The organism is Pontixanthobacter gangjinensis, from assembly GCF_009827545.1.
Classification (GTDB): Bacteria; Pseudomonadota; Alphaproteobacteria; order Sphingomonadales; family Sphingomonadaceae; genus Pontixanthobacter; species Pontixanthobacter gangjinensis.
On record NZ_WTYS01000001.1, the window covers coordinates 763,178 to 769,449 of the forward strand.

Sequence of the window (6,272 nt, forward strand, 5' to 3'; positions counted from 1 at the left end):
GGCTATGCCAGTTGTTGAAGGTGAAGAACCGAAGAAATCCAAGCCCTCAGTCCGGGCGCGCGCCGAGGAAATCAAACAATTTGTTTGTAAGAACCTAATCGCAGTTATCGAGGACCCGTCCGATATTAAGAATATCGGAACCGTGATCCGTAACGTAAATGCCCTTGGTGTTGAGAAAGTCTACGTTATCGACCCACGAAAGGCGCTTCCTAACGATTGGCAGGAAATGCGGACCAAGCCATCGCTATCCAAAACCTCGGTTTCTGCCGTGAAGTGGAGTTTTGTGAAACGCTTTGACAGCACCGATGACTGTTTCGACCATCTAGAAAAGAAGAATTTCCGTTCAGCGGTCACATCGCCGCACGTCAAAGGACAATACAATGTGGTTCTCCACGAAGGAGACTACACCGCGCATGCCAAGCTTGCCATTTGGTTTGGAAACGAGAAGCGCGGCATAAGTGAGCGCGCCGTCGAGCGCAGCGAAATGTGCGTCTCCATTCCCATGTTTGGAATGATCGAAAGTCTCAATCTAGGTACATCCTCTGGTATCGTACTTTATGAGGTTACGAAGCAGCGCAGAGAGTATCAGAGTAAATATCGCAAGCGGGACAAACGCGGCGTGCGGTCCGTTCCGCTGCCGACTGTGATTCAGCCTACGGAAGCTAAACAATGACCGCACCCGTTCTTACCTCGAAACTCGATCTCGAAAGCCCCGAGGCGAAATCCAACGCGGCACATAATCGGGCGCTGAATGCGGAGCTGCGCGAGAAGGTCGGGCAGACCGCTCTCGGCGGCAGCGAAGGCAGCCGTGAACGCCATGTCGGGCGCGGCAAATTGCTTCCGCGCGACCGGGTTGAGCGCTTGCTTGATCCCGGATCACCGTTCCTTGAAATCGGTCAACTCGCCGCGAACGGCATGTATGGCAAGGACGACATTGCCGCCGCCGGAATGATTGCGGGGATTGGCCGTGTCTCGGGCAGGCAGACGATGATCGTGTGCAATGATGCCACGGTGAAGGGTGGCACCTATTATCCGATGACGGTGAAGAAGCACCTGCGCGCTCAGGAAATCGCGGCGGAGAATAATCTGCCTTGCGTCTATCTCGTCGATAGTGGCGGGGCGAATTTGCCGCATCAGGCGGAGGTGTTCCCAGACCGCGATCATTTTGGGCGGATATTCTTCAATCAGGCCAATATGTCGGCGCGCGGCATTGCGCAGATTGCTTGCGTGATGGGCAGTTGCACCGCTGGCGGCGCCTATGTTCCGGCGATGAGCGACGAGACGGTGATTGTGCGCGAACAAGGCACAATCTTCCTCGCCGGACCGCCGCTTGTGAAAGCTGCGACGGGCGAAGAAATCACAGCCGAGGATCTGGGCGGCGGCGATCTGCACGCCAGGAAATCGGGCGTGGTCGATCATCTGGCGGAAAATGACGAGCATGCGCTGACCATTGTTCGTGATATCGTCAGTCACCTTGGCCACAATGAAGGCGCGAAAGTTGACCGCAAAGACCCGCGCCCGCCAAAGTTTGATGCGGAGGAGCTTTACTCGATCATCCCCGATGATGTCCGCGCGCCCTATGACGTAAAGGAAGTGATTGCCCGGATTGTTGACGGCAGCGAATTCCATGAATTCAAGGCGCATTATGGCAGCACTCTGGTCTGCGGTTTTGCCCATATCTGGGGAATGCCGGTGGCGATTCTCGCCAACAACGGTGTGCTGTTTTCCGAAAGTGCACAAAAGGGTGCGCATTTTATAGAGTTGGCCGCGCAGCGCGGGATTCCGCTGCTGTTTCTGCAAAATATCTCCGGCTTTATGGTCGGCGGAAAATATGAAGCGGAAGGCATCGCCAAACATGGTGCGAAATTGGTGACGGCGGTTGCGACCGCGCAAGTCCCCAAGATTACCGTGGTTATCGGCGGCAGTTTCGGCGCTGGCAATTACGGCATGGCCGGACGCGCATACTCGCCGCGCTTCCTGTTTACTTGGCCCAATGCGCGCATTTCGGTGATGGGCGGCGAGCAAGCCGCATCGGTCCTCGCAACAGTCCACCGCGATGCTGACAAATGGACCGAGGAAGAAGCCGAAGCATTCAAAACCCCGATCCGCCAGAAATACGAAGACGAGGGCAATCCTTACTACGCAACAGCGCGGCTTTGGGATGATGGCGTGATTGATCCCGTACAAACCCGTGATGTGCTGGGCTTAGCATTTGCCGCCACCTTGGAAGCGCCGTTCGCGGATCGCCCAAGCTTTGGCGTGTTCAGGATGTAAACGACAGCAGACTCCGCCGAATCCTCCTGTGGATGCCGCCGCAACAGCTGACGCATCTTTGGCGACCAATGATGTTGCGTTGGATTCACCCGTTTCCACTACCAATGATGGCGCAGCAGACGGACCAGCCACGAAAGTGGACCAATCGGGCGATTATTCCGGAACGTATAATTTCACAACGGGTGAGGGTGAAAAGACCAACATCGCGCTGGACTCGAGCAAGAAATCTTACTCCTATACCGGGGCAGACGGTCAGCAGAAGACCGGAGCATACACGGTCGATAAGGACGGATATCGTATCAAGTTGATGCTTGATGAATCGCCAGCCTTCTTTGTGTTCTCCAACGGGAAACTGGTGCGTTTGCGCGATAACGTAAACTTTGACATAGCTTCACCAGTATCCGGCGATAATTACGAACGCGATGGCGGCCCCGTTCAGGGACGTGCGCCAGAACTGGGCAGTCCCATTCCGACAAACTGACTGGAATGAAGTAGCGATTAAGAAAGGGCGGCTCGTCGGGTCGCCCTTTTTGCGTCAGCGACGCCACCAGAAGACTTCGCCCGCACATTGCCAATTATTGGACATTATTCGTCCCCTTCACTCGCCTTTCCATACGAAGATGCTAGTCAGGGCAAACAGGGAGAGATTATGTCTGGCACAGCGGCTGCGGCGCCAACCCGCAAACCATCCTTATTGTCGCGCTTTGTGCGTTGGATAATCCTGCGAATTTACCGGATGAAGGGGTGGAAGCTCGACGGCAATTTGCCCGATATTCCCAAATTCGTAATTGCGGGCGCTCCGCACAGTTCGAATTGGGATTTCGTGTTCTTCATCGGCGCAACTGCTGAAGAAGGCGTGCAGCCCAATTTCATGGGCAAGCACACTTTGTTCAAATGGCCGTTGACCAATTTTATGCTGGATATGGGCGGCATCCCGATTGATCGTCGCAAGAGCGCCAATGCGGTCGAGCAGATTGCGGCTGAATTCGAACGGCGTGACGAATTGGCGCTGGTGATCGCGACGGAAGGCACGCGGTCGAGCGATGGCACCTGGAAATCGGGCTTCTACAATATCGCGATGGCTGCAGGCGTGCCGATTGTGCCGGCGTGGGTTTGCAATGAACGAAACATCCTCGGCTTTGGTCCTCCGATCATGCCTACTGGCGATTATCCTGCTGATTTGACCAAGATTGCCGACTTTATGCTTTCAAAACTGCCCGACTTTGACCGATACAAAGTGCTAAAGGCGCAGGCCAAGAAATTGACCGACGAAGCGCAGGGCGCATGACGCAATAGCGTTAGAACAGCAGGCCGGTCAGCCGGACGGTCAAAGAAATCCGCTGAACTGCAAGGTCGGCGGTTTAAGAATCCAGAACGGCGTCTTACATGATGGCAACACGTAAAACTGTGCCAAGGGCGGAATTTGATGACACAGGATGATATGGAGGCAGAACGCGGCCGCTTCGTCGCGTTGGCAATGGACGCGATCAAGCGGCGCGGCGAGGAAGTGAACCGCGCGATTCTCGCCCGTGAAACCCGCACGCCACGTGCCAAAATCGATGCGCTATTCCCTGAAGAAACGGATCTGTTCGACGCTATCGTGGCCGAATGGTTTGCCCCGCTGATTGCGATTATCGAAGAAGTCATTCCGGCGGACTTGCCGCCGAACCGCAAATTTTATGAATTCTATGCGCGCCGTTTTCTCCACATGCGGCAGAGGTACCTTGCCGACCCTGCGGTGTTTGAACTCTATTGCGAATTGGGCAAGGACCATTTCGAGCGGGTTGAAAGTTATATCGATCTGGCCGACCATTACCTTAGCGAATTGATCGCGCAGGCCCAAGCGGACGGTTTCCTGCCCGGCTTGAAAATTGACCAGGCGCTCAGCCTGATTAACCAGATGATGCATTGCTACACCCAGCCCGACGTACTGATTTATCTGGGCGACCGGCTGACTTTGGACAAGCTAGCGCGGATCATTGACACTCTGTTTGCAGGGCTGTCTGCCAAGGATGGCGGGGCAAGCGGGGTCGCTGGCTTAAGAACAGCCTGAACAGGCGCTATTTGATTTGCGTCATACGGCCGACTTCGGGCAATTGGATGACATCATCCGTTTGCAGATAAGCTTCCATTGAATCGAGATCGACCGGACCAGTTACGACTTCGGTTCCTTCATTGAATACGGTAAAACTATCACCGCCAGCCGCCAGAAAACTGTTCATCGTTATGCGGTAGGTCGCCGCTGGATTGATAGGTTTCCCATCCAAAGTAACTGACACAACGCGGTCCCCTATGGGGCGGGACAAATCCCAGCTCATCATAAATCCGGTCGAGGGTGAGAAGGTCTGGACGAAGCCTTCATCGTCAAATTGCTGTTCCAGCAAGGCCAACAATTGAGTGCCGGTGAAGCTTTTGGTGATCAGCGTGTTTCCAAATGGCTGGACGGTATAAATGTCCCCGTAAGTGATCGTGCCATCTGCGGTGGGGATCAACCCAGTGCGGATGCCCGAATTATTCATGAAGGCGATTTGCGCGCCTGCTTCGCGTGTTCCGAACAATTGCGCATCTGCGATTAAATTGCCGAGCTGTGTTTCTTCAGTCGCTGGGCCGGGGTCTTTCCCCTCACCAGAGATTTTGCCGACAGCGCGGCCCGACGCCTCACGCGAAGCCGAGACATATTGTTCGACATAGGCGGCGATTTCTTGGTCCGGCTCAAACTGGGGAAATTCAGGATTCGGCGCAGCTGGATTGCCATCGCGGTCGGTACCGATGCTTTGAACCACGATGTTATTCGCTGACTTGGCAGAAACATCACCTTTGCCAGAGTCGATCATCAAGGTAATGTCGGTCAGCATGGAGCCGCCATAACCCGCGCTAGTCACAAGAAAGTTGCGCGAGGGATCGATTGAGGAATAATCGCAAACATAGGCGGCATGGGTGTGCCCCGAAATGACCACATCAATCTTGGGGTCAAGACGGGCGAGAATGTCGAGCAATGGCCCGGACACGCCGCCGCAACTTTTGTCATTGTAACCCACATCCGTGTAGAGCCCTTGGTGGATCGATACGACAATCGCATCGGCTCCAGCCTCCTCCAATTCTGGAATCAGCGCGTTAATCGCCGCTGCCTCGTCAGTGAAAGTTAGTCCGGCAACGCCGCTGGGCGTGACCAAGGTTGGCGTGTCTTTCAAGGTCAGGCCGATTACGCCGACCGCAATATCAGTGCCGCCAGCGTCAAACCGCTTGATGCCATAACCGGGGAACAATGTTTGGCCGCCCGGCATGATGACATTTGCGGCAAGAAATTTGAACTCTGCACCGGGGTAGGGATTTTCGACGGCACACGGCTGACGCAGAGTGTGCTTCTCGCAGCCACCTTGCTGGATACGTTTTAACTCTTTCCAGCCGCGATCAAATTCATGATTTCCAACCGCATTAAAATCGAGACCCATCCGGTTCATCGCGCCGATCGACGGTTCGTCGAGGAAGATTGAGGATGCGAGCGGGCTTCCGCCGATCAGATCGCCTGCGGCAATGGTCAGGCTGAATTCGGACTGGCTGCGAATGCGCTCGATCGCAGTGGCGAGATAGGCTGCGCCCGCGGCATAAATCTGCGTTGTCTGGCCGGCATTATCGGTGACGCGGATGGGGCGCCGGATCGGTTCGATATTGCCGTGGAAATCATTGAGGCCCACAATCTTAACCTCGACGATGGCCTCACCAGGCGTGGGCCCCTGTGTCGTGCTTTGAACCGGGGCAGGTATGCTGGCGCAGGCTGCGAGCGAACCGGCAAGGGTAATGGAAGCGAAAATCTTGGAGAGTTTGATCATCGAGAACCGATGCGACGGGATTGTTTCAATGTAAAGAAGCTGCGCCTCAAATAGCTTGGGCGGCGGCCCGGCCTGATGCCCCCGAACTAATCACATAGCTTGGGCGGCGGCCCGGCCTGATGCCGCCGAACTAATCACATAGCTTGGGCGGCGGCCCGGCCTGATGCC

Annotated in this window: 6 protein-coding genes; 5 read left to right on the forward strand and 1 reads right to left on the reverse strand. The window is 55.3% G+C overall.

Annotated features, from left to right (window positions below):
- Positions 1–4 precede the first annotated feature (4 nt).
- The 5 genes from GRI36_RS03570 (at position 5) to GRI36_RS03590 (ending at position 4,327) form a co-directional block, all read left to right on the forward strand.
- Positions 5–673, forward strand: coding sequence for a TrmH family RNA methyltransferase (locus GRI36_RS03570; protein WP_160597222.1), 669 nt, complete (start codon positions 5–7; stop codon positions 671–673).
- Positions 670–2,274: a carboxyl transferase domain-containing protein gene (locus tag GRI36_RS03575; protein WP_160597223.1), complete on the forward strand. Its 1,605-nt coding sequence runs from the start codon at positions 670–672 to the stop codon at positions 2,272–2,274. The genes GRI36_RS03570 and GRI36_RS03575 overlap by 4 nt, the downstream gene beginning before the upstream one ends.
- A 28-nt stretch (positions 2,275–2,302) precedes the next feature.
- On the forward strand, positions 2,303–2,755 hold the full coding sequence (locus GRI36_RS03580) for a chitin-binding domain-containing protein (protein ID WP_160597224.1): 453 nt from the start codon (positions 2,303–2,305) through the stop codon (positions 2,753–2,755).
- A 168-nt stretch (positions 2,756–2,923) separates the two neighbouring features.
- Positions 2,924–3,562 carry a lysophospholipid acyltransferase family protein gene (locus tag GRI36_RS03585; RefSeq protein ID WP_160597225.1) on the forward strand — a complete coding sequence of 213 codons (639 nt, stop codon included), beginning with the start codon at positions 2,924–2,926 and terminating at the stop codon, positions 3,560–3,562.
- 138 nt (positions 3,563–3,700) lie between these two features.
- Entirely contained in the window at positions 3,701–4,327 is a 627-nt protein-coding gene (locus GRI36_RS03590; RefSeq protein ID WP_160597226.1) for a hypothetical protein, read from the forward strand.
- A gap of 7 nt (positions 4,328–4,334) precedes the next feature.
- On the opposite strand, the gene GRI36_RS03595 is transcribed toward GRI36_RS03590, so the two are convergent.
- Positions 4,335–6,104, reverse strand: a complete 1,770-nt coding sequence (locus GRI36_RS03595) for a bifunctional metallophosphatase/5'-nucleotidase (RefSeq protein WP_160597227.1) — start codon at positions 6,102–6,104, stop codon at positions 4,335–4,337.
- Positions 6,105–6,272 lie beyond the last annotated feature (168 nt).

Bases quoted from the DNA above. Each gene is read 5' to 3' on its own strand.
- GRI36_RS03570 (WP_160597222.1), top strand. From the start codon at position 5: ATGCCAGTTGTTGAAGGTGAAGAACCGAAGAAATCCAAGCCCTCAGTC.
- GRI36_RS03575 (WP_160597223.1), top strand. From the start codon at position 670: ATGACCGCACCCGTTCTTACCTCGAAACTCGATCTCGAAAGCCCCGAG.
- GRI36_RS03585 (WP_160597225.1), top strand. From the start codon at position 2,924: ATGTCTGGCACAGCGGCTGCGGCGCCAACCCGCAAACCATCCTTATTG.
- GRI36_RS03590 (WP_160597226.1), top strand. From the start codon at position 3,701: ATGACACAGGATGATATGGAGGCAGAACGCGGCCGCTTCGTCGCGTTG.
- GRI36_RS03595 (WP_160597227.1), bottom strand. From the start codon at position 6,104: ATGATCAAACTCTCCAAGATTTTCGCTTCCATTACCCTTGCCGGTTCG.